The 1,188-nt window shown below is 47.2% G+C and carries 1 protein-coding gene; it reads right to left on the minus strand.

Features of this window, described 5'->3' with window-relative positions; all coding sequences use genetic code 11:
• Window positions 1–4: 4 nt before the first annotated feature.
• Window positions 5–1,188 (minus strand): elongation factor Tu (gene tuf, locus HCZ42_RS21665; protein ID WP_167422729.1); only part of this gene is annotated, 1,184 nt, incomplete at its 5' end.

Consider the following 1,188-nt stretch of genomic DNA (forward strand, 5'->3'; position numbering starts at 1 on the left):
AGAATTAGTCGAAGATCTTAGCAACAACACCAGCACCTACTGTACGGCCACCTTCACGGATCGCGAAACGTAGACCTTCGTCCATCGCGATTGGTGCGATTAGCTCAACAGTCATCTTGATGTTGTCGCCTGGCATTACCATTTCTACGCCTTCTGGTAGCTCGATGTTACCAGTTACGTCAGTTGTACGGAAGTAGAACTGTGGACGGTAGCCTTTGAAGAATGGAGTGTGACGACCACCTTCATCTTTAGACAGTACGTATACTTCTGACTCGAACTTAGTGTGTGGAGTGATTGAACCAGGCTTCGCTAGTACTTGACCACGTTCAACTTCGTCACGCTTAGTACCACGTAGAAGTGCACCAACGTTCTCACCCGCACGACCTTCGTCTAGAAGCTTACGGAACATCTCAACACCAGTACATGTTGTAGTTGTTGTATCTTTGATACCTACGATAGCAACTTCGTCACCTACGTTTAGGATACCACGTTCGATACGACCAGTTACTACTGTACCACGACCTTGGATTGAGAATACGTCTTCGATTGGCATTAGGAACGGCATGTCTACTGCACGCTCTGGCTCTGGAATGTAAGTATCTAACGCTTCTGCTAGTTCTACAATCTTAGCTTCCCACTGCTCTTCGCCGTTTAGTGCGCCTAGTGCAGAACCTTGGATAACTGGTAGGTCATCACCTGGGAAGTCGTACTCAGATAGAAGTTCACGAACTTCCATTTCTACTAGTTCTAGTAGCTCTTCATCGTCAACCATGTCACATTTGTTCATGAATACGATGATGTATGGGATACCAACCTGACGGCCTAGTAGGATGTGCTCACGAGTTTGTGGCATTGGGCCATCTGTCGCAGCAACAACTAGGATACCACCGTCCATCTGAGCAGCACCAGTGATCATGTTTTTAACGTAGTCCGCGTGTCCTGGACAGTCAACGTGTGCGTAGTGGCGAGTTGGTGTGTCGTACTCTACGTGAGAAGTAGCGATTGTGATACCGCGCTCACGCTCTTCTGGAGCGTTATCGATAGATGCGAAGTCTTTAGCTACACCGCCGTAAACTTTAGCAAGAGTAGTACAGATAGCTGCAGTTAGAGTTGTTTTACCGTGGTCAACGTGGCCGATAGTACCAACGTTAACGTGCGGTTTAGTACGTTCAAATTTTTCTTTAGACA

The sequence above is a fragment of the Vibrio hepatarius genome (genome assembly GCF_011806575.1).
Classification (GTDB): domain Bacteria; phylum Pseudomonadota; class Gammaproteobacteria; order Enterobacterales; family Vibrionaceae; genus Vibrio; species Vibrio hepatarius_A.